25 protein-coding genes and 3 tRNA genes are annotated in these 23,188 nt (G+C 66.8%); 14 read left to right on the forward strand and 14 right to left on the reverse strand.

Translation table 11 applies throughout. The annotated features are described in order from the left end of the window. Positions 1-36 precede the first annotated feature (36 nt). The 4 genes from ASG64_RS09090 to ASG64_RS09105 all read left to right on the forward strand — a co-directional run bounded on the left by ASG64_RS09090 (position 37) and on the right by ASG64_RS09105 (position 2,648). On the forward strand, positions 37-513 hold the full coding sequence (locus ASG64_RS09090; RefSeq protein WP_082518245.1) for a MarR family winged helix-turn-helix transcriptional regulator: 477 nt from the start codon (positions 37-39) through the stop codon (positions 511-513). A 37-nt stretch (positions 514-550) separates the two neighbouring features. Continuing rightward, positions 551-1,090 (forward strand): thioesterase family protein, encoded by a 540-nt coding sequence (locus ASG64_RS09095; protein ID WP_056072229.1) that lies wholly within the window; start codon positions 551-553, stop codon positions 1,088-1,090. A 68-nt stretch (positions 1,091-1,158) separates the two neighbouring features. Next, on the forward strand, positions 1,159-1,911 hold the full coding sequence (modA, locus tag ASG64_RS09100; protein WP_082518247.1) for a molybdate ABC transporter substrate-binding protein: 753 nt from the start codon (positions 1,159-1,161) through the stop codon (positions 1,909-1,911). 77 nt (positions 1,912-1,988) lie between these two features. Then, positions 1,989-2,648, forward strand: a complete 660-nt coding sequence (locus ASG64_RS09105; protein ID WP_056072231.1) for an NADPH-dependent F420 reductase — start codon at positions 1,989-1,991, stop codon at positions 2,646-2,648. A gap of 4 nt (positions 2,649-2,652) precedes the next feature. Here the strand turns inward: ASG64_RS09105 and ASG64_RS09110 are convergent, their stop codons facing one another. From ASG64_RS09110 to ASG64_RS09120, 3 genes are read right to left on the reverse strand one after another with little or no spacing between them, the layout of a single operon-like run. Further along, on the reverse strand, positions 2,653-3,228 hold the full coding sequence (locus tag ASG64_RS09110; RefSeq protein WP_056072234.1) for a DUF6518 family protein: 576 nt from the start codon (positions 3,226-3,228) through the stop codon (positions 2,653-2,655). After that, the gene (locus ASG64_RS09115; RefSeq protein WP_056072237.1) at positions 3,213-4,010 is read right to left on the reverse strand and encodes an enoyl-CoA hydratase-related protein; all 798 of its coding nucleotides are present in this window, start codon (positions 4,008-4,010) and stop codon (positions 3,213-3,215) included. The genes ASG64_RS09110 and ASG64_RS09115 overlap by 16 nt, the downstream gene beginning before the upstream one ends. Then, positions 4,007-5,551 carry a hypothetical protein gene (locus tag ASG64_RS09120; protein ID WP_056072240.1) on the reverse strand — a complete coding sequence of 515 codons (1,545 nt, stop codon included), beginning with the start codon at positions 5,549-5,551 and terminating at the stop codon, positions 4,007-4,009. Before ASG64_RS09120 ends, ASG64_RS09115 begins: the two co-directional genes overlap by 4 nt. Before the next feature lie 47 nt (positions 5,552-5,598). Here ASG64_RS09120 and ASG64_RS09125 point away from each other — a divergent pair, with 47 nt between their 5' ends. Continuing rightward, entirely contained in the window at positions 5,599-6,198 is a 600-nt protein-coding gene (locus tag ASG64_RS09125; RefSeq protein WP_056072243.1) for a TetR/AcrR family transcriptional regulator, read from the forward strand. Here ASG64_RS09125 and ASG64_RS09130 read toward each other — a convergent pair. Next, positions 6,195-7,046: an SDR family oxidoreductase gene (locus ASG64_RS09130; RefSeq protein ID WP_056072246.1), complete on the reverse strand. Its 852-nt coding sequence runs from the start codon at positions 7,044-7,046 to the stop codon at positions 6,195-6,197. The two genes, ASG64_RS09125 and ASG64_RS09130, sit on opposite strands and share 4 nt — an antisense overlap. Positions 7,047-7,132: 86 nt before the next feature. On the opposite strand from ASG64_RS09130, the gene ASG64_RS09135 reads away from it, so the two are divergent. After that, positions 7,133-8,029 (forward strand): amidohydrolase family protein, encoded by an 897-nt coding sequence (locus ASG64_RS09135; protein ID WP_442971122.1) that lies wholly within the window; start codon positions 7,133-7,135, stop codon positions 8,027-8,029. Continuing rightward, the gene (locus tag ASG64_RS09140; RefSeq protein WP_056072249.1) at positions 8,026-8,886 is read left to right on the forward strand and encodes an LLM class flavin-dependent oxidoreductase; all 861 of its coding nucleotides are present in this window, start codon (positions 8,026-8,028) and stop codon (positions 8,884-8,886) included. Before ASG64_RS09135 ends, ASG64_RS09140 begins: the two co-directional genes overlap by 4 nt. On the opposite strand, the gene ASG64_RS09145 is transcribed toward ASG64_RS09140, so the two are convergent. Next, on the reverse strand, positions 8,862-9,740 hold the full coding sequence (locus ASG64_RS09145) for an alpha/beta fold hydrolase (protein WP_056072252.1): 879 nt from the start codon (positions 9,738-9,740) through the stop codon (positions 8,862-8,864). The genes ASG64_RS09140 and ASG64_RS09145 overlap by 25 nt on opposite strands. A 70-nt stretch (positions 9,741-9,810) precedes the next feature. Continuing rightward, positions 9,811-11,067 carry a PucR family transcriptional regulator gene (locus tag ASG64_RS09150; RefSeq protein WP_056072255.1) on the reverse strand — a complete coding sequence of 419 codons (1,257 nt, stop codon included), beginning with the start codon at positions 11,065-11,067 and terminating at the stop codon, positions 9,811-9,813. A 134-nt stretch (positions 11,068-11,201) separates the two neighbouring features. Here ASG64_RS09150 and ASG64_RS09155 point away from each other — a divergent pair, with 134 nt between their 5' ends. From ASG64_RS09155 to ASG64_RS09170, 4 genes are all read left to right on the forward strand, one after another. Next, positions 11,202-11,993 (forward strand): SDR family NAD(P)-dependent oxidoreductase, encoded by a 792-nt coding sequence (locus tag ASG64_RS09155; protein WP_056073011.1) that lies wholly within the window; start codon positions 11,202-11,204, stop codon positions 11,991-11,993. 79 nt (positions 11,994-12,072) lie between these two features. Continuing rightward, on the forward strand, positions 12,073-12,705 hold the full coding sequence (locus ASG64_RS09160) for a dihydrofolate reductase family protein (protein ID WP_056072258.1): 633 nt from the start codon (positions 12,073-12,075) through the stop codon (positions 12,703-12,705). Between the two features lie 41 nt (positions 12,706-12,746). Next, the gene (locus ASG64_RS09165; RefSeq protein WP_056072261.1) at positions 12,747-13,400 is read left to right on the forward strand and encodes a TetR/AcrR family transcriptional regulator; all 654 of its coding nucleotides are present in this window, start codon (positions 12,747-12,749) and stop codon (positions 13,398-13,400) included. Then, positions 13,397-14,053 (forward strand): enoyl-CoA hydratase/isomerase family protein, encoded by a 657-nt coding sequence (locus ASG64_RS09170; protein ID WP_056072264.1) that lies wholly within the window; start codon positions 13,397-13,399, stop codon positions 14,051-14,053. The genes ASG64_RS09165 and ASG64_RS09170 overlap by 4 nt, the downstream gene beginning before the upstream one ends. 12 nt (positions 14,054-14,065) lie before the next feature. Here ASG64_RS09170 and ASG64_RS09175 read toward each other — a convergent pair whose 3' ends face one another. The 5 genes from ASG64_RS09175 to ASG64_RS09195 all read right to left on the reverse strand — a co-directional run bounded on the left by ASG64_RS09175 (position 14,066) and on the right by ASG64_RS09195 (position 16,371). After that, positions 14,066-14,404 carry a DUF2834 domain-containing protein gene (locus tag ASG64_RS09175; protein ID WP_056073014.1) on the reverse strand — a complete coding sequence of 113 codons (339 nt, stop codon included), beginning with the start codon at positions 14,402-14,404 and terminating at the stop codon, positions 14,066-14,068. A gap of 31 nt (positions 14,405-14,435) precedes the next feature. Next, on the reverse strand, positions 14,436-15,224 hold the full coding sequence (locus tag ASG64_RS09180) for a crotonase/enoyl-CoA hydratase family protein (protein WP_042575072.1): 789 nt from the start codon (positions 15,222-15,224) through the stop codon (positions 14,436-14,438). Positions 15,225-15,345: 121 nt separating this feature from the next. Next, positions 15,346-15,421, reverse strand: a tRNA-Arg gene (locus ASG64_RS09185). A gap of 43 nt (positions 15,422-15,464) precedes the next feature. Continuing rightward, a tRNA-Ser gene (locus ASG64_RS09190) sits at positions 15,465-15,554 on the reverse strand. A 94-nt stretch (positions 15,555-15,648) separates the two neighbouring features. Then, positions 15,649-16,371 (reverse strand): dienelactone hydrolase family protein, encoded by a 723-nt coding sequence (locus tag ASG64_RS09195; protein WP_056072267.1) that lies wholly within the window; start codon positions 16,369-16,371, stop codon positions 15,649-15,651. A gap of 92 nt (positions 16,372-16,463) precedes the next feature. Between ASG64_RS09195 and hisC the strand changes: the two genes are divergently transcribed. Beyond that, positions 16,464-17,531 carry a histidinol-phosphate transaminase gene (gene hisC, locus ASG64_RS09200; RefSeq protein ID WP_056072270.1) on the forward strand — a complete coding sequence of 356 codons (1,068 nt, stop codon included), beginning with the start codon at positions 16,464-16,466 and terminating at the stop codon, positions 17,529-17,531. Between the two features lie 296 nt (positions 17,532-17,827). On the opposite strand, the gene ASG64_RS09205 is transcribed toward hisC, so the two are convergent. Next, positions 17,828-18,856 carry an alpha/beta hydrolase gene (locus tag ASG64_RS09205; protein WP_056072273.1) on the reverse strand — a complete coding sequence of 343 codons (1,029 nt, stop codon included), beginning with the start codon at positions 18,854-18,856 and terminating at the stop codon, positions 17,828-17,830. Positions 18,857-19,397: 541 nt separating this feature from the next. Here ASG64_RS09205 and ASG64_RS09210 point away from each other — a divergent pair. Then, positions 19,398-20,651 carry a PucR family transcriptional regulator gene (locus ASG64_RS09210; RefSeq protein WP_042575117.1) on the forward strand — a complete coding sequence of 418 codons (1,254 nt, stop codon included), beginning with the start codon at positions 19,398-19,400 and terminating at the stop codon, positions 20,649-20,651. A 58-nt stretch (positions 20,652-20,709) separates the two neighbouring features. Here the strand turns inward: ASG64_RS09210 and ASG64_RS09215 are convergent. Then, positions 20,710-20,799, reverse strand: a tRNA-Ser gene (locus tag ASG64_RS09215). A gap of 64 nt (positions 20,800-20,863) precedes the next feature. Next, positions 20,864-22,039, reverse strand: a complete 1,176-nt coding sequence (locus ASG64_RS09220) for an alpha-hydroxy-acid oxidizing protein (RefSeq protein ID WP_042575076.1) — start codon at positions 22,037-22,039, stop codon at positions 20,864-20,866. 79 nt (positions 22,040-22,118) lie between these two features. Here ASG64_RS09220 and mgrA point away from each other — a divergent pair, with 79 nt between their 5' ends. Next, positions 22,119-23,150: an L-glyceraldehyde 3-phosphate reductase gene (gene mgrA / locus ASG64_RS09225; protein ID WP_056072277.1), complete on the forward strand. Its 1,032-nt coding sequence runs from the start codon at positions 22,119-22,121 to the stop codon at positions 23,148-23,150. The last annotated feature ends 38 nt before the right edge of the window (positions 23,151-23,188 follow it).

Below are 23,188 nucleotides of genomic sequence, written 5' to 3' on the forward strand. Positions count from 1 at the left end.
GGCCTCCGTATTGGATATAACTTTATACATACTCACATGAGTAGAATGGCAGCCATGGAGCCCGGAAGTCCAGTGAGCGAGTCCGATGTGATCGACATCGCTCGCGAGGTTCGCGCCCTCGTCTGGTCGCTCCGACGTTTCGGTGAGCGTCAATCCGGCCTGCCCGCTCTCCCTCATTCCGAACTCGAAGTTCTGCGGGTGGTGGTGGGCCATGAGGGGACCACCGTCTCGGACGTCGCCCGCATGCTGGGCTTGCACAGCAGCAACGTCAGCACGACGGTGCGACGTCTGATCGACAAGGGACTGCTCGCGCGGGACACTGATCCCGGTGACAGACGGTCGAGTCGGCTGCATTCCACCGCTACAGCACGGCGGCACGGCGAGATGATCGACGACGTGTGGATCGACGCGATCGGACGCCGACTCGCCGCCATGTCTCCGGACGACGCAGCCCTGCTCTCCCGCGCCGCACCGCTCCTCGCGCACCTCACGTCGATGCCGGCCGAACCCTGACGACTGCGCGAGGCGACGGAACCGTCATAGTGACGCCATGCTGATGTCGCTCCGCCTTCTTCGACAGATGGCGCCGTGGCGCACCGGACACGGTCCCGTGCGCGTCGAACCCACCCGCACCTGGTTCCGAGTCGCGCCGTCCGACCTGGACGTGTTGATGCACATGAACAACGGCCGCTACCTGTCGATACTCGATGCCGGCCGAGTGGACATGTTCGTCCGCGGCGGATTGTGGCGGACGCTGCGAGGCAAAGGGTGGCATCCAGTCGTTGCGTCGCAGACCATCACGTACGTGCGCTCCCTGACTCTGTGGACCAAGTTCTCCGTGTCGACGCGATTTCTCGGCGTGGATGCGAAGAACGCGTACCTGGAGCAGATCTTCGACGTCGACGGACGGGTGCACGCGACGGCCGTCGTCGCACTGCGTTTCCTCGACGACACGGGAACGTCCGTTCCCACCGAGAGCATCGTCGCGTTGTTCGGCGCCGACGCCGCTCCCCGTCACCGTCCGGACGCCGAGATTCCGCTGGGCCGCCGAACACAGCACCTGATCGTCACCGCGTTCGACGACGCCTGACCGCCGCATCCGCAGTCGCTGCTATATCGTCGCTTCCGAACCGCACCTGCGGTCAGAAGGAGCGCATCATGCCCAGAACATCCGTGCTCGTCTGCGGAGCGGCGGCGTTGGTCGTGGCGATGTCGGCATGCTCGTCTCCCGACGCCGGAGACACCGTCACGGTGTTCGCCGCCGCGTCGCTGAAGACCACGTTCACCGAGTTGGGGACGCAGTTCGAGCAGTCGCATCCGGGCACCACCGTCACGTTCACCTTCGCGGGCTCGTCGGACCTGCTGTCCCAACTCACGCAAGGTGCCCGCGGCGACGTGTTCGCCTCGGCCGACGCCGCCACCATGCAGCGGGCAGTCGACGCGGATCTGATCGACGGGAACCCGGTGACCTTCGCGACGAACACCCTCACCATCGTCACTCCTCCCGGCAATCCGGCGGGCATCACATCGTTCGCCGATCTGGCGAGACCCGGTACAGACACCGTCGTGTGCGCACCGCAGGTGCCGTGCGGAGCCGCCACCGAGAAACTCGAGGGCGCCACCGGGGTGACTCTTACGCCGGTCAGCGAGGAGTCGTCGGTGACGGACGTGCTGGGCAAGGTCACGTCCGGGCAGGCCGACGCCGGACTCGTCTACGTCACGGACGCCTCCGGCGCCGGAGATGCCGTCGACACGGTGGTCTTCCCGGAATCGTCCGGCGCTGTCAACACCTACCCGATCTCCACGTTGACCGACTCTCGCACACCGGACCTCGCGAGCGATTTCGTGGACTTCGTGGTCGGCGCCGACGGACAGAAAGTGCTGGGCGAGGCGAGTTTCGGCGCACCCTGACACATCGGGGGGAATGATCCGGGATTCGACGGGGTTGGCCGAGCGAGACGCTCGTCGTACGACCGAAGGAGAATGACGTGAAGATCGGCATCATCGGAGCAGGAGACATCGGCGGCACCCTGACGCGGCGGCTGCGCGCTGTCGGCCACGAGGTCGCCGTGTCCAACTCGCGCGATCCCGAGACCCTCGCCGATCTGGCATCCGAGACGGGAGCTACCGCCGTCTGGGCCAAGGACGCCGCGACCGACGCCGACCTGGTCATCGTCAGCATCCCGCAGAAGAACACTCCCGACCTGGCGTCGGGCATCCTGTCCGCGCGCAAGCCCGGAGCGCCGGTCATCGAGACCAACAACTACTACCCGCAGCAGCGTGACGGAAAGATCGACGCGATCGAATCGGGAACGCCGGAAAGTGTGTGGGTCTCGGAGGTGCTCGGCGAGCCGGTAGTCAAGGCGTTCAACGGCATCTGGTGGAAGCACCTCCTGAACAAGGGTGTTCCGGCCGGAACCGACGGACGTATCGCACTCCCTATCGCCGGGGACGACGCCGATGCCAAGAAGCTCGTGTCCGAGGTCATCGACGATATCGGCTTCGACGTCGTCGATACCGGCTCGCTTGCGGACTCCTGGCGTCAGCAGCCCGGAACACCGGTGTACGGCAAGGACTTCGGCACCGATGCGGCTGTCGAGGCACTGGCACAGGCCACCCCCGAGCGCACCGACGAGTGGAAGGCCTGACCGTTCACGCGGCGAGTATCGCGTCGTACAGGGCGTAGAGACCGAAGGATCCCAGCGCGACCGCGACGGAACCGAGCCCTGCGCGGGCTCGGTCCGTCGTGGTCCGGCAGGCGAGCAGAACCACGGCGACGCCGATCGCGGCTTCCACGAGCCACTGAGGCCCTCCCACCACGCCGACTCCGTACACGGCTTCCCCGAGTACCAGCCCGGCCATGACGGTGGTCCCGATGACCCGACGGCTACCGCGCAGAGCACCGCCGGCAGCACCGCACACCGCCCCGGCAGCCAGCCCCACGACGAGGAACACCAGCACCTCGCGCCCACTGATGATGCTGGGTGCCAGCACTATCCACGACCCGACGAGTGCGAGCATCGACGCGACGCCGAGCAGCACGCCACGTCCGCCTTCGCTTCGCGACGCCACCGCGAATGGAACGAGCCCCCAGAGTGCGCTCGTGTTCGCGAGCGCATCCCACGGAGACGGCATCACCGCGAACAGTGTCGCCGCGAGAAGGCCCGCCAGGACGCCGACCGCAATCGCTGTCGGTACGCCGCGCGCGCGGGTCAGAGTCCCGTCCACCGGGGCGCGCGTTTCTCCATGAACGCCATGATCCCCTCGACCGTGTCGGACGAAGTGGAGAGCCGCGCCAGTGCCCGGTCCGTCTCCGCCCACGCTGCTGATTCGGACGCGATGCGGCCGTCCTCGATGCCGCGCGCGATCACCTTGCTGGCCTTGATGGCCAGAGGCGCTCCTGCACTGATCTTCTCGGCCAGCTCCAGCGCGGTGTCGAGGACGCGCTCCGGCTCCACGACGTGATTCACCAATCCCCATCGGGCCGCATCCTGCGCGGTCATGGGCTCACCGGTGAGGATCAGCTCCATCGCGATCGCCCGCGGAATGGCGTCGACGAGTCGGAACAGCCCGCCCGCGCCGGCTATCAACCCCCGATGCACCTCGGGTAAACCGAATCGCGCTGTGGTGGAGGCGATCACCAGATCTCCGGACAGAGCGATCTCGGTGCCGCCGCCGAGCGCGTTCCCCGTGACTGCGACGATGACCGGCGTCGAGATGGGGTGCCTCGTGATGCCGGCGAAGCCCCAGTGCGCCGTCTCGGGAGGCGTGACTCCGTCGGGCCCACGCGTACCGAGGGCCTTGAGGTCAGCCCCTCCGCAGAACGTCGAATTCCCTGTCGCCGTCAGTACGACGGCACGGATGGTGTCGTCCCCGTCCGCTCGTTCCCACGCTTCCCCGAGAAGGGTATGCACCTCTGCGTTCACGCTGTTCGCGGCTCTCGGGCGGTTGATCGTCACCAGCAGAACGTGATCGCGCACTTCGGTGAGGACGGCATCCTGATCGGTCATAGCGGTACGTCCTTGTCGGTTCGGTTCATCGTGACGGTCAAAGTTCCGTCGTGGTCGATCACGTCGATCTCGAGACCGACGACGGACGTGTCGGACTCGGTCGTCGCGGCGTGGAGAGCGGCTGCGACATCGGCGCCGGCATGACCCGCGACGCGTTCTCCCGCAGGTGTTCTGGCCACGATCAGCGCCTGGTCGGGCGCCCCGTCGCGGCCGAACATGACGGTGGCCGTCTCGATGACCGCCGATCCGTCGTAGCCGTGCACGACGGACACCGGATCCGTCGACAGGGCGACCGCGTCGGGATTCCCGATGTACCCGTCCTCGTGTGCCGCCGTCGACAACAGGATCGTGTGCTGGTGCGTGAGATAACCCCCGTTGGCATGGACCATCGCGACTGCCGGAGAACCACTCCCGCGTGCCGTGCGCAGCAGCCTGGTCGACTCGGCGACGGCGTGCAGCGAATAGCTGCTGAGAGGACCGCCGAAGAACGAATGCCCGCCGAGCACCGTCGGTGTCGAGTCGGGCGACAGTCCCAGTTCGTCGATCAACAGCATCGGCACGACGGGGAAGCAACTGTAGGCGTCGACGACGGTCAGGTCCGCACCGGTCACGCCCGCCGCCGACAACGTGGTGCGCACCGCCTCACGGAGTGCGGGTGAGTGATCGAACGTGCTGCGCGCGAGTAGGTCCGGGGTGTCCGACGCACCGGCACCGCCCCACAGGTAGACGATGCGATCGTCCGGCACGCCCGCATCGCGCGCCGCTGCCAACGAGCAGACCAGGACGGCGGCTGCCTGATCCACGAACGGCATGGCGTTCATGGCGAGTGGATAGCAGTCTGACACCGCGCGATTCGTCGAGTCGACGGTGGAGATGCTGTCCGGGGTGCGCTCGACCGGGCTCCAGGCAACCGGGTGCTGAGCAGCGACGGACGAGAAGCGGGAGTACAACTCTGCCGACGCGCGCAGGGATTCGGTCGGGCGAACGCCGAGTCGGTGAGCTCGGGCAGTGTCGAAGAGGGGGTAGATCTGAACAGGCGCAAGAATCGCTGCGCGCTGCATCTCGGCGCTGCCGAGGTCGTCGGGACTGAAGGTCGGCGGGCCACCCGGCGCGGTGCGCCATCCGATGTCCGCTGGGTTCGTACCCGATTTGGTCAACGCGCGCACCGACGCCTGGGTTTCACTGCCGATCACCAGCGCGGCAGTGGTCAGCCCCTCGGCTATGTCGTGGCCCACCTGATCCATCAGGCGCGCAGGATGGTGCCCACCGATCGAACTGGTCGACCGCCTCGACGCCTCGACACCCAGACGGTCGGCGACCAGCGCGGGCAGGTCCTCGTAGTTCCAACTCGTCGTCCGGACGGCGTGGATGGCATCGATATGCGCGGTCAGTGTCGATACGCCCGTGTCCGCGATCGCCGCCTCGACTGCACGGAGCACCAGGTCGAGTGGTTCGACCGGGTCGGCAGACGTGCCGGCGCTTCCGGATACGACGTCGCCGACGCCCACGACGACCGGAATGCGCTCTGTTGCGTGTGACATGGAGACAGCTTATTACAGACACCATTTGTCTGTAATAAGCTGGTGTCATGGAGACGAGCGGAGAATCGGTCCGACGTGGGCGGCCCCGCGATCCGTCCATGGAATCGCGGGTCTACGGCGCCGTCGTCGACGTGTACTGGCGGACGGGGTGGGCCGGGTTCACCATCGATGCCGTCGCCAAGACCGGCGGGGTCGGACGCGCCGCCATCTACCGACGCTGGCCCACGAAGGAAGATCTGCTCACCGGCGCCCTGGAAGCGGTACTGCCGCTGGTCGATCCCATCGACACCGGCGCACTGACGACCGACCTGGCCGAGTTGGCCCGGCAGCTCCTCACGGGCTACCGGGACTCCTCGGGTCTCATCGCGGTCCGTGTCGCCCTGGACGCGCGCGTCTATCCCGATCTGCTCGAAGCGCTGACCGCCACCATCAGCACCAGCCGGTTCACGGCAGCACGGGAGATCGTGCGTCGAGCGGTTGCCCGCGGCGAACTGCCCGAGAGCACTCGCACCACACTGCTTCTCGAAATGCTCACGGGCGCAGTCCTCAGCCGTGTCCTGTTCGCCCACGACGCATCGATTCCGACCGATGACGATGCGTACGTCGACGACCTGGTCGCGGCTGTGCTGACGAGCGTGCAGCGCTAGGCGCGAGGATCCGGAACCGCGACCTGCCCACGCGCCCTGTCCTCGTACGCGCGACGACGTTCGGTATCGACGTCGGCCAGGAAGATCTGCTCCGATCCGAAACTGCGACTGACGAATTCGCCGAGTCGACGCGGCATGAACCGCTGACTGACGACGATGGCGCCGGCCATGGCAGGAATGCGAACCTTCGGCCGCGGACGCTGGATCAATCGGACCACCGCCTGCGCGATGTCCTCGGGCTCGGCCTTCTTCATGAACGGCACACTGCGTGTCCCGGACGCGAGTTCGGTGTTCACGAACCACGGAAGCACGAGGGAGAACTCGACACCCGACGACCGGTACTCCAACCGAGCCGCTTCGGTGAACGCGATGACTGCCGACTTGCTCGCGCAGTAGGTCGCCAGACCGGGTGCCACCGTCTCCCCCGCCATCGACGCGATGTTGATGACGTGTCCGCGCCTGTTCGGTGCCATCCGGCGCAGCGCGGCTTTCGTCCCGGTGATGACGCCGTGCACGTTGACGTCCATGATCCGCCGGGCGACCACATCGGTTTCGTCCGTCAACGCACCGACGGGCATGATGCCCGCATTGTTGACGACCACGTCGACGGGTCCGAGTTCACGCTCGACCAGATCGAGGAAGGCGTCGAACGACGCTGGATCGGTCACGTCGAGCGTCGTGTGTGCGTGGACGTTCGCGGACGCTGCTGCGCTGTCCAGCGCCCGCGCGTCCACATCGCCGATGGCCACCTTCGCGCCGCCGTCGACGAGGGCTCGCGCCGTGGCGAGCCCGATTCCGCGCGCGCCACCGGTGATGGCCACGACTCGTCCCTGCAGTGATCCCGTCATGCAGCTATTACAGACATGGTTTGTCTGTAAGTCAAGGATCCGACATCTCCGCCGGAGCACCCGCACGGGGTGCGAGGATCGACTGCGTGCAGAACCGTGACGACGACATCCGCAACGTCCACCGTGTGCTCGACGACCTCGAGCTCGCGTCGATCGTCGACGTCCACACCCACTTCATGCCCCACCAGGTTCTGGCGAAGGTCTGGAACTACTTCGACACCGTCGACGAGCGGTTGGGCAGGGCCTGGCCGATCGAGTACCGCGTGGACGAGGACGCGCGTACCGAACTCCTGCGCGAATACCGGGTCGGCACCTTCACGTCCTTGCTCTATCCCCACAAGCCGGGCATGGCGCAGTGGCTCAACACATGGGCGGGCGAGTTCGCGGACCGCACGCCCGACTGCGTGCGCACGGCGACCTTCTACGCCGAACCCGGCGCCGGCGCGTACATCCGCGCGGCACTCGAGGACGGTGTCGGCGTCGTCAAATGCCATGTCCAGGTGGGAGCCTTCGATGTGCTCGACCCGCACCTCGACGAGGTCTGGGCCCTGCTCGACGATGCACGGGTGCCCGTCGTGATCCATTGCGGGTCGGGCCCGGAAGCAGGCCCCTACACCGGCCCGACGCCGATCGAGGCTCTGCTGCAACGATTCCCGACACTGACACTCCTGATCGCTCACATGGGCATGCCCGAGTACGACGAGTTCCTCACCCTCGCCGAGACCTACGACAACGTCGGTTTGGACACCACGATGGTGTTCACGGACTTCATGGAGGACGTCGCTCCGTACCCACGGGACGCGCTGCCTCGCCTGAAGGATCTTCAGCACAAGATCGTGTTCGGCAGCGACTTCCCCAATATTCCGTATCCCTATGCCCACGCTCTCGAGAGTGTCGTCGGACTAGGGCTCGGTGACGAGTGGTGTCGCGCTGTGCTGCACGACAACTGGTCACGCTTCCACCGTCCGGAGCGTGTCTCGTGACCACTCCGCGGCTCGGTATCGTCTTCACCCCTGCACACGACCCGGCTCGGCTGATCGACGTCGCCCGCGCCGCCGACGCGGCCGGATTGGACGAGTTCTGGCTGTGGGAGGACTGCTTCAGCCACGGCGGACTGACAACCGCAGCAACAGTTCTCGCCAGCACCGACCGGATACAGGTCGGACTGGGCCTCATGCCCGCACCGCTGCGCAACGTGGCGCTGTGCGCGATGGAGGTCGCCTCGCTGCATCGCCTGTTCCCCGGCCGATTTCTCGCCGGCGTCGGACACGGGGTGCAGCGCTGGATGGGGCAGACCGGCGCCCGCGTCGCGTCTCCCATGACCCTGCTCGACGAGTACTCGACAGCCTTGCGCGCTCTACTCCGCGGCGACGAGGTCACCGTCGACGGCCGGTACGTCACACTCGATGCCGTGCGGCTGCAGTGGCCCGCCCCGAACGAACCGTTCTTTCTCGGCGGTACCGGCCCGAAGACGTTGCGTTACGCGGCATCCCACTCGGACGGCACCCTATTCGCTGCCGCGATGTCGGACGACGAGCTGGCCGAGTCGTGCGCCGAGGTGATCGCAGCACGACGCTCGGAGGACCACCGGATCATCGCTCCTCGACTGGTGGCGGTGGGCGCCGGCGCGGACGACCGGATTCGTGACGAGGTCGCGCGCTGGGGCAAGTCCGATGCGCACGGACTCGCGGTCACGGGTGGCGCGGCGGACGTGGCCCGCGAGGTGACCAGGTTGGGGCAGATGGGCATCACATCCGTCGTCGCACACCCGACCGACGACGAGCCGGATCTGGAGGGACTGGTCGAGGTGCTCGGTCAGACGGCTGCGGCGGTGCGCTGAGCACCCGACGGAACACGGTGCGCAGCGAGGAAGTCGAGAAGCACGGGGGCGAAGGATGCGGCATTCTCGAAGAACGGGAAGTGGCTGCCCCCTTCGGCTCTGGTGAAGACGCGAAGTTCGGCACCGGGAATGCGGTCGGCAGTCCAGGCCTGCGACGCCGTCGACACGTGACTGACCTCGCCGCCGATCACGAGAGTGGGGACGTCGATGCCGGGCAACACGTCTCGCCAGTCCTGCATGATGTGATCGAACAGGAGCCGCGCACCCCACGCGGCCGGCATCCGAAGGTTCTCGCGGTAGAGCCATTCCACGTCGTCGGCGCCGATGTCCGGGGAGAGCATCGACACCAGGAACGCGTGGCGGATCGCGTCGCTCTCGGGAGAGGTCAGCGATGCTACAAAAGCGTCGGCACCCGCGACGTCCAGGATCGCACCTGCATCCTTGCCGTCCTCCGCCGTCATCCACGGCAGGACGGCGCAGGCGCTCGGCTGGTCCACGACGACGAGGGAGTCGACGCGGGACGATCCATGGGTGTCCAGGTAGCTCCAGGCGACCGAGGCCCCCAACGAGTGCCCGACCAGGCACGCTCCCTCCACCGCGAGGGCGTCGAGAACCTCGTGCAGATCGGCTGCCAGCCGTGCGACGCGCGCGCCAGTCGCCGGCTTGCCCGACTCTCCGTGTCCACGGAGGTCGAAAGACACCACCCGATGAGTGGGAGCGAGCAGCGGGATCACGCGGTCGAACATCGCCCGAGACTGCGACCATCCGTGCATCAGCACCAGGGTGTCACCGGTCGATCCGGGACCGCTGTCTCTGACGTCGAGCGGACACCCGTCGCTGGTGGTGACCATCATGGTTGCGGCTCCTCGGGTCGGTGCCGGCGGAGACACCGACTGAGCGAGTGTCGCGCCGTGGTGACCTGTGTCACCACCTCGGTCCGTCGGGATGCGCGGTGCCTCGATCCTCGTTCTGTCGGAACTGCGAGGTCAGGTCATGCAGGTGCAGCCCCAGATGAAGCTGCAGCCGGTCCCGTCCCGAGTCGAGATCGAGGGACGTGATCTCCCGGATCCGGTCCAACCGGTAGTACAGCGACGTCCGATGCATGTGGAGCTCGGCAGCCGTCCGCGCGACGGAGCCACCGTGGTCGAGGAACGACCGCAGCGTCGACGTCAGCCGTCCCGACGGGTCCTTCTCCATGAGGCGGCGCAGCGGTAACGGGACGGATTCCGGGACCATCACCTCTGCGGGAAGCTCGAGCAGCACCGCGTCCACCCCGAGGTCGTCCCAGAAGACGACATCATCGGACGGTGCTCGTGACGCGACGTCCGCGCGGTGGCGAGCACGCCACGCGCCTGCGCGTCCCTCGGTCGAGATGCCGACACCGACGGCGCAGCGATAGGAGCCGGCCCCCAGCACCCGATCGAGGCCGTCCGCCACCCGGCGGACGTGCTCGAGGATCCCCGCACGAGTCGGAACCACATCGGACGTGAGCAGAAGGAGCGCGCGGTCCTCGTCCACCAGGTGCTGCGCAGTGGCGCCGCGTGTCCGTGCCGCCATGTCGACGGCCACCTGCAGCGCCGTCGCGACCGAGGCGTCCGGTGTGCCCAGCGCGGTGACGACGAACGACACCGCGGTCACGCACGCCGACCCCGCCGGCCCCCCGTTCCTCACGAACCACGCCTCGGCGGCGCGCCGAGCGGCCTCGTCGTTGCCGAGGAGATCGCGCAACGCTGCCGTCCGCTCGACGGAGGCCTCGCCGGATGCGATGGAGCCCGCATGCATCACGGATGCGACGTCCCGGCTCACCTTCTCGATGTGCCGGATCTCCTCCGGAGTGAGCGAACCGTCGGCGTCGATGACCATGAGGAAACCGAGTAACCACCCCGGCCCGTGCAGCGGCACACACAGCCGCGCGGTCAGCCCCAGGTCCGGGCTCGCCTCGAGGACGTGCGCTCCGTGCCACCGTCCGGCGCCTCGCGACAGAACGTACCGGCCGACGTCGGCACCGGCGTCGCGTTGCAACACCGCGCGGACGCGCACGGCGTCCTCGTCGCCGAAATGCCTGCTCGCACAGATCAACCGGATTGCCGGGTCGTCGACCACGACCGACCGGCCGAGATGTTCGGCGAGAGCGTCGATCAGCTCCAGGAGGCGAGCATCGACGCTCGGGGTGCCCGTCATGGATGTCAGCCTCGCAGTTCTTCCTACAGATGGTGGAAGTTTCACGCCGACGCTCGACGCGGCGCCCTGGTTCGGGGGCCTACCACTCGACGACCATCGAGAGGTCACGTTCGTTCTCGGAATCCGGAGCCGCCATGCCACCGTCACTGTCGGGCCGTGTGGTGCTCGTGTTCGGCGCTGGGTCCAGTGGTACGGCCATGAGCAACGGTCGCGCCGCCGCACTCGCCTATGCCAGGGCCGGGGCGACGGTGGTAGCAATCGACCGGGATCCCGCCCAGGCTGAGCTGACGACGAAGGAGATCGTGAGAGCCGGCGGACGAGCGATGGCAATCGCCGCGGACATCACGGACGAGGACGGCGTACGCGACGCCGTCGACGCCGCCGCACACTCCGTCGGACCGCCCACGATCCTGCACAACAACGTCGGGTCGGTGACCACCGGACAGGTCACCGACCTGAGCCTCGACCGGTGGAACGCCGCGCTGTCGCTCAATCTCACCGGGGTGTTCCTCACCTGCAAGTACACGATTCCGTGGATGCTCTCGGTGGGGCGCGGGGCGATTGTGAACGTCTCCTCGCTGGCGAGCATCCGGTACACCGGGTACTCCTATCCCGCCTATGCCGCCGGAAAGGCCGGAGTGAATCAGCTGACCGTGGCGCTGGCGCTGGAATACGCCGCGTTCGGTATCCGGGTGAACGCGATCCTGCCGGGGCTGATCGACACACCCCTGGTCTCGCACACCCTGGTGGACGACGCGTCTCGCGAGACCGCACTCGCCGCCCGCCACGCCTCCAGTCCGACCGGACGGATGGGCACGCCACAGGACGTGGCCAATGCGGCTGTCTTTCTCGCCTCGGACGATGCGGCGTACATCAACGGGGTCTGCCTTCCCGTCGACGGTGGCCTGGCGGCGAGGAGCGTGTGAACCTCGACAGCGTCCAGCGATGACTTCCTGACCGTGCGGTGGTCCATACCGTCACACACGTGACGCGAGGAGACACACCATGGGAACGATCACGATCGAGATGTTCGCGACGCTCGATCTCGTCGGACAGGCGCCGGGCGGGCCCGACGAGGACCCCGAAGGGTTCCCGTTCGGCGGCTGGCAGGCGCCCCTGATCGACGACGTCACCGGAGCACAGGTCGACGCGGCCTACCGAGGCACCGATGCGCTGCTGCTCGGGAGACGGACCTATGACATCTTCGCTGCGTACTGGCCTCACCAACAGGGCGGGCCGGACGACGGTATAGCGAAACTCTTCAACAGGATTCCCAAGTACGTCGCCTCGCGCGACCGGCGCACGCTCGACTGGGCCGGATCCTCGATACTGGGCCCTGATCTGCCGACCGCCGTGCGCGAGATCCGAGAGCGGCATCAGGACATCAAGGTCGTGGGAAGTCTCGATCTGGTGCAGACGCTGTTGCGGGAGCGGTTGTTCGACCGTCTCGATCTCTGGGTTCATCCGATCCTGCTGGGTGTCGGCAAGAAGGTGTTCGACGCGGGCACCGTGCCGTCGAATCTGACACTGACGGCGCCTCCGCAGGCGAGCCCCGGCGGCACTGTCCTGCTGCAGTACGCACTCACGGACGGTGCTCCGACCACCGGCAATATGAGCGCACCGCAGCGGGGGCTGTAGCTGAATCTCTACTAGAGCAAGCGCTCTGTTATGGTGACGACATGCCTCGTCCTCGCCAGCATGACCTCGACGCGGTGATGGATGCGGCCGAAGTACTGGCCGTCGAGTCCGGCGCCGCGTCCGTCACCGTTCGCGCGGTCTCCGAGAGGACCGCGATCTCCAACGGCGCTTTCTATCACGCCTTCGGCTCGCGGGCGGGGCTGCTCGGACGGGTGTGGGTGCGCGACGCTCGCAGGATGCTCGCCCTGCAACGTGCGGCTGTCGACGCGGCTCTGGACCGCACTCCCGGATACGACGCCGCGGTCGACGCAGTGGTCGCGGCAGCGGATGCCCCCGCCGTCTTCCTGCTCGACGCGCCGATGGCGGGCCGCTTCCTGTTGGCCGTCTCCCGCCGCGAGCTCCTGGGTAGCGACGACATCCCGGCGGACACGGCCGATGATCTCCGCACACTCGACGCCACCCTCCTCGACCTCTTCCTGCGATTGTCCGATGCGCTGTGGGAACGGGCCGACCGCGAGGCGGTCGCCGTGATCAAGGATTGCGTCGTAGAGCTCCCCACCGCACTCCTGTTGCGCGGCAACAGAACTCCGGACACAGCCGTTCGCGCGCGGCTCGCTGCCGCCGTTCGCGGCGTCCTGACTCTTCCACCACCTGCGGCCGACACCGGTCTCTCACGAGGAAAGGCTTCACCATGACCGCCACCCTGGACATTCGCGACGACATCGCCGTTCTCACTCTCGGCAACGACGAGAACCGCTTCTCGCCGGAGTGGCTCGACACCGTCGGCACCCACCTCGACCGCGTGGAGGCCGATGCCCGCGGGCTCGTCACCGTGGGAACGGGAAAGTTCTACTCCAACGGGCTCGACCTGGACTGGCTGATGGCCAACGGGACGCGCGCCGACTGGTACGTCGGACGAGTGCAGGATCTGTTCGCACGGATCCTGACGTTCCCGCTGCCCACCGTCGCCGCCGTCAACGGTCACACCTTCGGCGCCGGCGCGATGTTCGCTCTGGCCCACGACTTCCGCGTCATGCGCGAGGACCGGGGCTTCTACTGCTTCCCGGAGGTGGATATCAATATCCCCTTCACACCCGGCATGGCCGCGTTGATCCAGGCCAAGTTGTCTCCGCAGGATGCCATGGTGGCGATGACGACGGGCCGTCGCTACGGCGGCGCCGACGCCCTGTCCGCCCGACTCGTCGACGCCACCGCACCGGACGGCGAGGTGGTGTCGGACGCGATAGCTCGGATCGTTCCGATCGCCGGCAAGGATCGCGGCACTCTCGGCGCGATCAAGACCACCATGTTCGCGTCGGTCACCGCGGCACTGCAGGAGCGCGCGTAGTGCGCTGAGACGTCAGCCCGCGAGCCGGACCGTCCGAGCGCGTACGGCGAGGAAGAACGGGATGGCGGAGCCGATGCCCACCCCGAAGGTCAGGACCACGGTGAGCAGCCACCATCGGACGATGCCGAGTCGCCGCGCCTCCGGCAGCGCCCAGACGTGGAAAGCGATGACCACCAGGATCAGGTCGACCATCGCGAACCGTCCGGGCACGGTGGACCAGATCTTCCCGACGAAGAAGTCGGCGGCCGATCGTGTCCCGTGCTTCCGGACGTAGGGCAGGGCGATCGCGTTCTGCGCGATACCGGCCACTGCCGCGAGGGCCATGAGTCTGCGTTCGTCCGACATCGTCATCGGGGCTCCGTTCGTAGTGTGTGCGTGCATGTCAGCTGCCGGTGAAGGTCGCCCGCCGACGCTCGACGAACGATGCCATCCCTTCGGCCGCGTCGGACGTCGAGAACAGTGTGCGGATGCCCGGAAGCAGGTGCGCGGCCGCCGCGGCATCCCCTTCGATCAGGCTGCGGTGAGCGGACTCGAGCGTCGCCCGCACACCGAGTGGCGCGGCAGTCTCCGCGATGCGGTGTGCGAGCTCGATCGCGCGATCGATCGCCGCCGCGGGATCCGCGCAGACCTCCTGCACGAGCCCGATGCGACGGGCCTCCTCCGCGTCGAACTCGTCGCCGGTGAGCATCCACCGCATGGCATTTCCCCAGCCGGTCTCGCGAGGAAATCGTAGCGTCGCACCGCCGAACGGATAGATGCCACGCTGAACTTCCATCTGTGAGAAGCGGGTCCCCGCTGCAGCCACTCGGATATCCGACGCCAGCAGCAGTTCGATGCCCAGGGTCATGCACCACCCGTGCACCGCCGTCACCACCGGAGTGGTCCACGTCCCGTCGAGACGCCACGGATCCCGCCCACCCTCGGCTACCGGCAGACTGTTCCCCGTCAGATGCTGGGCGACGTCCACGAGATCGAGACCAGCGGTGAAATGGTCACCGTGGGCGAAGAGCACTCCGGCACGGAGGTCGTCGTCCCTCTCCAGAAGTCCGTAGGCCGTCGACAATTCTCGGATCATGTCGGTGGTGAAGGAGTTCCGCTTCGACGGCCTGTTCAGGCCGATGTGCAGGACGTGCTCGCGCTGCTCGACGGTGATGGTCCGGAAATCGGTCACGACGCACTCCCCACTGACGCGGGGCGGATCCCCGCTCTATGTTCTATCGCATAGTACATGGAACAGGTGGAGCCACACATGCAGAAAGCCGGCACCAGGTGATCCTGGTACCGGCTTTCTGTGGTGCGCCCGAAGGGATTCGAACCCCTAACCTCCTGATCCGTAGTCAGGTGCTCTATCCGTTGAGCTACGGGCGCATGCTGTAGAACTGTTCAGTTGTCTTCCGACCGAAGTCGAAAGTGGCGGAGGCGAGAGGATTTGAACCTCCGGACCCGGTGAAGGGTCAAGTCATTAGCAGTGACTCCCATTCGGCCGCTCTGGCACGCCTCCTGGACCTCTTTCGAGGGCACCGGTCCTTGCGAACCGCCGAGAAGGAAGATTACACACGCCCCGGTGTAGACGCAAAACAGCTGGTGGGGCGGCCTTATCGGAGGTGACTGTCGAACCAGTCGAAGATCCGTCGCTGAGCGTCGTCGATCGCGTCGTCACCCACTGAATTCCCTGAGCCGTCGTACGGCGCCGACTCCTCGTCTGCCCGGTGCTCGACGCCCGCATAGCTGACGACGAGTGTCGCCACCGAAGCCTTCCCTACAGCATCCTGGAGCCTCACGACATGGTCGACGGGTGTGCGGGCGTCGTCGCGGCCGTACAGAGCCAGCCACGGCGCCTTGAGAGAGGGAGCGGCGTCGATGAGGGCACGCGCATCCGCGGTCAACGGCTCCACGATTCCGGGGGCCGCGACGCTCACCGCGGCGCCCACCGTCCGGTCGGTGGCGACAAGAGCAGCTGCGGTGCCCGCATCGTCGAAACCGATGACCCCGATGCAGTCCGCGGGCACCTCACGCGCGAGCAGCCACGTGACGGTCGCATCGAAGTCCTCGAACAGCGGCGTGCCGAACACGTCGTCGTCCCCCGCCGCACGATGGAACAGGTGTGGTGCCGCCACGAGCCAACCGTCGGCGGCCAGGGCCTTCATGAACTCGACGAGCGCCGGCGGGAAGGTGCGGGCCTCGTGCAGGACGACGATGCCGCCTCGGGCCCTGGTGTCCGGCTCGAACGCGGTGAGCGGCACGCGATCGAGCGTCGTGGTGTCCGCCCCCTCGTCGCGCGAGCGGATGGGCGCAGTGTCCTCGATGAGACCCGACATGCGTAGAGGGTAATGGCAGACAATGGCTAAAGCGAGGGCCTTGCCGATGCCGACACCACACTGTGTCCGACCCCGGCGCATAATCGACTGTTGTGACCGCACGCACCCGCCTTGACCTCGACGCCATCCCCGGTTACATCCCCGGGCGCTCCTTTCCCGGCGCGATCAAACTGGCCAGCAACGAGACCACCGCGGGTCCCCTCCCGAGCGTGGTCGCCGCCATCGCGGAGGCCGCTGCCGGTGTGAACCGCTATCCCGACAACCAGTCGACTCAGCTGGTCGAGGCGCTCGCGGACTTCCTCGGTGTCGCGTCGACCTCGGTGGCTGCCGGATGCGGATCCGTAGCCCTGTGCCAGGAGCTGGTCCAGATCACCTGCAACGCCGGCGACGAAGTCGTGTTCGGATGGCGCTCCTTCGAGGCCTACCCCATCGTCACGCTCGTCGCGGGTGCGACCGCCGTCCGCGTGCCGTTGACAGACGATGACGTCCACGACCTCGACGCGATGGCTGCCGCCGTCACCGACCGCACGCGGTTGATGTTCGTCTGCAATCCCAACAACCCGACCGGCACCGTCGTCGATGCGGCCGCACTGGACCGATTCCTCGATGCCGTTCCGGACCACATTCTGGTCGTGCTGGACGAGGCGTACTTCGAGTACACCGACCGCACGATCGACGGGGTCGAGATCGGTCGAACCCGACCCAACGTCGTAGTGCTGCGGACGTTCTCGAAGGCCTATGGCCTCGCCGGACTACGGGTGGGGTATGCCGTCGGAGCACCGTCGATCATCACGTCGATGAAGAAGGTGCACACGGCCTTCAGTGTCAGCAGTGTCGCGCAAAGTGCTGCCATAGCCTCCCTGGCAGCATCGGACGAGTTGCTGGCGCGTACGGCAACGGTGACGTCCGAGCGTTCTCGACTGCGAGACACGCTGCGCGGGTTCGGGTTCCACGTTCCCGACTCGTCCGCGAACTTCGTATGGATACCGCTCGGCGCATCCTCCGGCGACTTCTCGGCTGCCTCGACCGAAGCCGGCGTCATCGTGCGCGCCTACGGTGACGACGGCGTGCGCATCACCGTCGGCGACCCGCACGAGAACGACGCGTTCCTCGAGTTCGCCTCGGCGGCCGCTGAGCAGTTCGCTCCGGTCACGTCGTAGCGCTGGGGTTCGCGGCTGCTGCTGGGGGTGTACACACCTCTAGTGGTGGGTTCACACCCTCAACGGCCGGCGGGTAAGGGTGTGCGGTCACCGGAAGGGGTGCACACACCCCGTACCGCACGGTCGGGTGCACCCAAACGGCCTGCCGACGTGGCACCTGCAACCGGTGTGCACACCCCCAGCGTTGGGCGCACACCCTCTACGGCCGGCGGGGAGAAGTGTGCGGCCACCAGAAGGGGTGCACACCCAGTGCCGCACGCTCGATGCGCCGCACACACCCCCAGCAGCGCGAGGAGCTAGAGCCCCAGGGCCCTGGAGACGACGGGCCAGGAGTTGTGCATCTCGTCCTGCCAGTATCTCCACGAGTGCGTGCCGTACGGCTTGAAAACGATGGTGGCGGGGACGCCTGCGGTGCGCAGCGTGTCCGCGAAGCCGGTGGTGCAGATGTTTGCTGCAGCTTCGAGCGGTCCGCCGACGGTGAGCGCTTCGATGACGCTCTCGCCGAACCCACCGGCCGCCTCGTAGGGGCCGGGGAACCCGTTACCCGTCGACAGGTAGATCTGCTTGCCGCGCAAGGCTTCGACATGGTTGCTGGGGTCGTTGTCCGCCCACGCGGGGTCGGAGTTGGGGCCCCACATATTGGTGGCGTCACCGCCGGTGGACCCCACGGTCGCTCGTACGGCGTTCTTGGTCTCGTTGGAGCGATTGTCGTAGCACCCGCTGAAGCCGGCTATTCCGGTGTACAGATCCGGATGCTTGGTCAGCAGGTTCATCGCACCCTGGGCGCCCATGGACAAGCCCATCAGCGAGTTGATGCCGTTGCCGTCGAAACGTGCATCGAGGAGAGGAGGGAGCTCGGACGTCAGGAACGTCTCCCACTTGTTGAGTCCCAGAATCGGATCGGACTGCTGCCAGTCCGCGTAGTAGCTGCCTCGGCCGCCGACGGGCAGGACCACGTTGACAGCCTTGTCGGCGAAGAAGGAGACGACGTCGGTCTTCTGCGTCCACGTGCTCTCGGTGTAGTTCGACTCCTCGCCGGCACTGACGCCGTCGAGCATGTACAGCGTCGGGCGGGGTGCGGACCGGTCCGCGGGCAGCAGCACCTGAACCTGGATCTCGCGACTCATCGCCGGGGAGAACACGGACAGGACGGCGCGACGATCGGTCTCCATCGTGACCGAGACGATGCGCGGTGCGGACGACGCTGCCGGCTGGCTCGGGAAGGACGACCCCGGAACGCTCGGCTCGGCGGTCGCGGTGGGTGCGGCACCCAGGACAGCCATCGCCGTGAGACAACCGGCGGCGAGCAGAGCGGGACGTCGCATCGACCGAACCTTTCGGGAAAGAACGTGGCCGAGGGCCACACGTGCTGAATATCGGTGCGTCGGACCGACCGTCCATGGAACGCAGCCCGTACCAACCTACTGGCTGGTAGGCAGAGCCGACTCCACGTCCAATCGACTGCTTGCGGTCTTGTCAGCGGTCACAACGCACGTGCAGCCGCTGCGTTCGGTCCGCAAGAACCCCTGAACCATACCGCGAGACTGTTTACAGCGCCGAAACACACTTCATTGATCGAAACCGGTGTTGTGATATTTCATGAATCAGTCGGTACTCAATTGTGTGGAAGCAAGACAATTGCGGACGAATCGGCAGGTGCGTTTGTCTCAACATCCATCATGCGCCGATGTCAGCGCAGGTCACGGTCGGTGCGCACGAGGTGGGCAACCTCACCGAACAATGTGCCGACTCATACCGGCACTCTCGGTTCGGTATCTCGAAACAATCTCGAATCCCGTTAATGATTGTTACGGTACCCCGAGAACATGCACGACTGACATGAACTACACAGTCATGGGGGGATCGATGACCACACCGAAGACAGCTCCGAGTCCGCTTCCGGGCCACGTGGAGGCCGGCCTGATCGCCGGTACCAAGGGCAACACGCTCGCGCTGAACGATCTCCGGGGAGTGGCTCGTCACCTGGTCGATCACTTCGCGGCCAACACCCCCTGCGGGACATTGCCGGGCGAACTGCTCCACGGCGACGTCACCGAGGTGACGGTCAAGTGCCTCGGACTGGCGGTGCGCATGCTCGAGTCGGGCAAGACTCCGTCCGACAAGGACCTGGCGAACGTCCACGACGCTGCAGCGCGCTGGGCTCGCGAGGGAGTGCCGCTCCGGTCGATCCTCCGCGCGTACCACGACGGTTTCCGATTCGGACTCACTCTTGTCAGCCGCGACGCCAAGACCCACAACTCGGAGAACCTGACCGAGAACTCCCTCGTGCTGGTGACCCTCCTGGAAGCCGTCACGACCGAGGTCTCGATCGCCTACGTCGAGGAGTACCGGTCGGTCGCCTCCGAACATCACACGGCGACACATACTTTGGTCACCACGCTGCTCAGCGGTGGTCAGAACGCCACGTCCACCGCGCAGCAGTGCGGGATCGACCTCGCCGACGAGTACCTGGTCATCGCCTTGCACTTCCCCCAGCATCCCGACGAGTCGAATCCCGTCGTCGACCGCACGGTCTCTGCGCGCCGCAAGCTCCGACGCATCCAGGCGGAGCTGGCCACCACATGCGGCAAGTCCCCGCTGGCTCTGCTCAGCACCGAGGGCGGCACGGTACTTCTGCCCGCGCCCCGTGAGCGGGAGTGGATCGACACCCTGATCGAGCGGCTCTCTCGCGCCGGCGAAATCCCCATCACCGCCACCGTGACGACGGCGGAGCGCGAGGACATCCCCGGCGCGGCGGAGCACGTCTACGAACTGCTTTCTCTCACACGGCAGTTGGGTCGGCCGTCCGGTATGTACCGGACCGAGGACCTTGTGCTGGAGTACCAGCTGACACGGCCCGGTCGTGGCAGGGAGCAACTGCTGCGCGCCCTCGGACCGTTGGACGACGCACCGGAACTGCTGGACACGCTCACCTCCTACATCGGCCACGAACTGAACAGGCAGCGCACCGCGCGTCACCTGTTCGTCCACGCCAACACCGTCGACTACCGCCTCAAGCGCATCGGGCAGCTCACCGGCATCGATCCGAGCGTCCCGTCGGGACTGCGGTATCTCCAGGCAGCCATCGTGGCGCGCGGACTCGCCGCGAAGCAGAAGTAGCAGTACCGGCAACACGTACGACTCGAGCCCCCCACCTGCAGGTGGGGGGCTCGTTCGTTGGCGGAAGCGGAGGGATTTGAACCCACGGACGCTTTTACACGTCTCTCGCTTTCAAGGCGAGTGCATTAGGCCGCTCTGCCACGCTTCCGCATCACATACTAATGGGCCGCCCGCTGCGGTCGACGTCGGCCGTCACGATCACGGGCCCGGCGTCAGGCGCGATGCAGGATGGACCGGTCGACGTCGGCGACGGACGCCAACCCGGCGAGACCCATCGTGATGTCCAGGTCGCCGAGGAGGCACCGCAGCGCGTGCACGACGCCGTCGCGGCCGGCCAGACCGAGGCCGTAGACCCAGGGCCTGCCGTAGAGAACGGCGTCGGCACCGAGCGCCAGGGCGACCAGAACATCGGCGCCCGATCGGATGCCCGAGTCCAGCAGCACCGTCGCCCTGTCCCCCACGGCGGCGGCGACGGGTTCGAGCGCGTCCAGTGCGGCGATCGAGTTGTCCACCTGTCGTCCACCGTGATTGGAGACGAGTACGCCGTCGGCACCGGAGTCGACGGCAGCGCGGGCGTCATCGGGGTGCAGCACTCCCTTGACGACGACGGGAAGATGCGTCCATTCCTTGACTCGCGCGATGTCCGCGAAGCGCAGAGTGTGATTGCCGAACATGCCGACCCACGTGAGGACGGCGATCTGCAGAGCTTCCGCACTCTCCTCGGGTGGGGCCGCCAGACGAGAGCGGAACACCGGATCGGACAGATAGTTTGCGATGCCCTCGGCGCGCAGGAACGGGAGGTGGCCCAGCGTCAGATCCCTAGGACGCCATCCGATTCCGGGGGTGTCCGCGGTGACGACGATGACCTTCGCTCCGGATGCCGTCGCCCGGCGGACCAGCGATTCGGCCACGCCCTCGTCGGACGGCCAGTACAGCTGGTACCACCAGTTGTCGCCGGACTCGGCCGCGACGTCCTCCATCGGTGTCGACGACGCTGTCGACAGGACCGACCCGATACCGAGTTCGGCTGCGGCAGAACCGACTGCAGGTTCCGCCGCTGGATGCACCATGCCGAGCACACCTACCGGTGCGGTGAGGATCGGCGCCGCCAGGGGGGTACCGAGCACCGTGACCGACAGGTCCCGGGCGTCGGGAGCGCTGGCTCCGCGCCACATCCGGGGAACGATCCTGTGCGCGGCGAACGCGTCGACATTGGCCCGAGCGGTGCGTTCGGTGGACGCACTTCCGGCGATGTAGGCGAAGGACGCCGCGGACAACGTCTCGCGGGCACGGTCCTCGAGACCGTCGGCCGTCATGGGGAGATCGGGCGAGAGGCCACCGAGCCCGGTCAGGTAGATCTCGTTCTGGAAGTTGCCGAAAGTGCTCACACGCAAACGCTAGCGAACGTGCACGCCCGGCTGCACGGTTTCGCGTTGGTGACCGTCACGCATCCGGCAGGATGGGGCGATGCCGGATCCCTATGTCGCCTCCGCTCATCGTTACGACACCATGCCGTACCGCCTCACCGGTGCGAGCGGGCTGAAGCTTCCCGCCATCTCACTCGGGCTCTGGCACAACTTCGGAGACGACGTGCCCCTGGCCACTCAGCGCGCCGTCCTGCGCCGCGCATTCGACCTGGGCATCACCCACTTCGACCTGGCCAACAACTACGGCCCGCCGTACGGCAGCGCAGAGATCAACTTCGGCCGCATCCTGCGGGAAGACTTCGGTCCGTACCGAGACGAACTGGTGATCTCCACCAAGGCGGGCTGGGACATGTGGCCCGGCCCGTACGGCTTCGGCGGGTCGCGGAAGTACCTGCTGAGTTCACTCGACCGTTCACTCGAACGGATGGGGCTCGACAGCGTCGACATCTTCTACAGTCACCGTCCCGACAAGGAGACTCCGGTCGAGGAGACCGCGGGCGCGCTGATCAGCGCCGTGCAGCAGGGCAAGGCCCGATACGTCGGCATCAGCTCGTATTCGGCCGCACGCACTCGTCAGATGGCCGCCCTGCTGTCCGACGCCGGGGTCCCGTTGCTCATCCATCAGCCCAGCTACTCCATGCTGAACCGCTGGATCGAGTCGGATCTGCTGCCCGCGGTCGACGAGTTGGGGGTCGGCATCATCGCGTTCTCGCCTCTCGCCCAGGGCATGTTGACGAGCAAGTACCTTGGAGGCATCCCCGACGAATCCCGAGCGGCGCAGGGCAAATCGCTCGACCCCGACTGGTTGACCGAGGACATGCGCGGACATCTGAACGCGCTGAACGACATCGCCTCGGCACGCGGACAGTCGCTGGCGCAGATGGCGCTGGCCTGGGCACTTCGAGACACACGCGTCACGACGGTGCTGATCGGCGCCTCGTCCGTCGAGCAGCTCGACGACAACGTCGGGGCGCTGGACACCCTGAGTTTCGACGACGATGAATTGGCCCGGATCGACGAGCACGCCAAGGAGTCCGGCATCAACCTGTGGGAAGAGCCGTCACGGATCTGATCCGACACCGGCACGACACCGGCACGACAGTGCCGTGA

Source organism: Rhodococcus sp. Leaf247 (assembly GCF_001426185.1).
In the GTDB taxonomy this organism is placed as follows: Bacteria; Actinomycetota; Actinomycetes; order Mycobacteriales; family Mycobacteriaceae; genus Rhodococcoides.

Excerpts from the sequence above, each read along its gene's own strand:
- ASG64_RS09130 (WP_056072246.1), bottom strand. The coding sequence starts at position 7,046 with ATGACGGGATCACTGCAGGGACGAGTCGTGGCCATCACCGGTGGCGCG.
- ASG64_RS09170 (WP_056072264.1), top strand. The coding sequence starts at position 13,397 with ATGACCGCCACCCTGGACATTCGCGACGACATCGCCGTTCTCACTCTC.
- ASG64_RS09155 (WP_056073011.1), top strand. The coding sequence starts at position 11,202 with ATGCCACCGTCACTGTCGGGCCGTGTGGTGCTCGTGTTCGGCGCTGGG.
- ASG64_RS09210 (WP_042575117.1), top strand. The coding sequence starts at position 19,398 with ATGACCACACCGAAGACAGCTCCGAGTCCGCTTCCGGGCCACGTGGAG.
- ASG64_RS09165 (WP_056072261.1), top strand. The coding sequence starts at position 12,747 with ATGCCTCGTCCTCGCCAGCATGACCTCGACGCGGTGATGGATGCGGCC.
- mgrA (WP_056072277.1), top strand. The coding sequence starts at position 22,119 with ATGCCGGATCCCTATGTCGCCTCCGCTCATCGTTACGACACCATGCCG.
- modA (WP_082518247.1), top strand. The coding sequence starts at position 1,159 with ATGCCCAGAACATCCGTGCTCGTCTGCGGAGCGGCGGCGTTGGTCGTG.
- ASG64_RS09195 (WP_056072267.1), bottom strand. The coding sequence starts at position 16,371 with ATGTCGGGTCTCATCGAGGACACTGCGCCCATCCGCTCGCGCGACGAG.
- ASG64_RS09115 (WP_056072237.1), bottom strand. The coding sequence starts at position 4,010 with ATGACCGATCAGGATGCCGTCCTCACCGAAGTGCGCGATCACGTTCTG.
- ASG64_RS09160 (WP_056072258.1), top strand. The coding sequence starts at position 12,073 with ATGGGAACGATCACGATCGAGATGTTCGCGACGCTCGATCTCGTCGGA.
- ASG64_RS09090 (WP_082518245.1), top strand. The coding sequence starts at position 37 with ATGAGTAGAATGGCAGCCATGGAGCCCGGAAGTCCAGTGAGCGAGTCC.
- ASG64_RS09095 (WP_056072229.1), top strand. The coding sequence starts at position 551 with ATGCTGATGTCGCTCCGCCTTCTTCGACAGATGGCGCCGTGGCGCACC.
- ASG64_RS09205 (WP_056072273.1), bottom strand. The coding sequence starts at position 18,856 with ATGCGACGTCCCGCTCTGCTCGCCGCCGGTTGTCTCACGGCGATGGCT.
- ASG64_RS09145 (WP_056072252.1), bottom strand. The coding sequence starts at position 9,740 with ATGATGGTCACCACCAGCGACGGGTGTCCGCTCGACGTCAGAGACAGC.
- ASG64_RS09125 (WP_056072243.1), top strand. The coding sequence starts at position 5,599 with ATGGAGACGAGCGGAGAATCGGTCCGACGTGGGCGGCCCCGCGATCCG.
- ASG64_RS09120 (WP_056072240.1), bottom strand. The coding sequence starts at position 5,551 with ATGTCACACGCAACAGAGCGCATTCCGGTCGTCGTGGGCGTCGGCGAC.
- ASG64_RS09175 (WP_056073014.1), bottom strand. The coding sequence starts at position 14,404 with ATGACGATGTCGGACGAACGCAGACTCATGGCCCTCGCGGCAGTGGCC.
- ASG64_RS09150 (WP_056072255.1), bottom strand. The coding sequence starts at position 11,067 with ATGACGGGCACCCCGAGCGTCGATGCTCGCCTCCTGGAGCTGATCGAC.